Raw genomic sequence first — 255 nt, 5'->3', positions numbered from 1 at the left:
ATTGAGGAACGCGCGCAGCGCCCCGATCGTGCGCTGTCCTCTTGGCAAATCGGCGAGGCCTTCGATCGCGAGAGCAATCTCGTCGGCTTCGCGAGCGGAGAGATCGCGTGCCGTCGAGCCGACTAGCTTGCCAATAAAGCGGGCTAGGAACACCTTGTTTGCCGGCGTCAACTCCAGCGCCTTCAGCGGCGCACGTCGCGTCGGCTCCCCGTTCCTGAGCGGCAGATAAATGCCGCCGGCGGCGCGCACGAAGAG

The 255-nt window shown here is 65.1% G+C and carries 1 pseudogene; it reads right to left on the bottom strand.

Going from position 1 to position 255, the window contains the following annotated elements:
- A pseudogene (locus tag ACPYOJ_RS35955) lies at nucleotides 1–255 on the bottom strand (transporter); the annotation flags it as partial.

Source organism: Rhizobium sp. SVR5-9E (genome assembly GCF_056755095.1).
The sequence above is the reverse complement of the archived record's forward strand: the minus strand, read 5'-3'. Positions and strand labels throughout refer to the sequence as shown.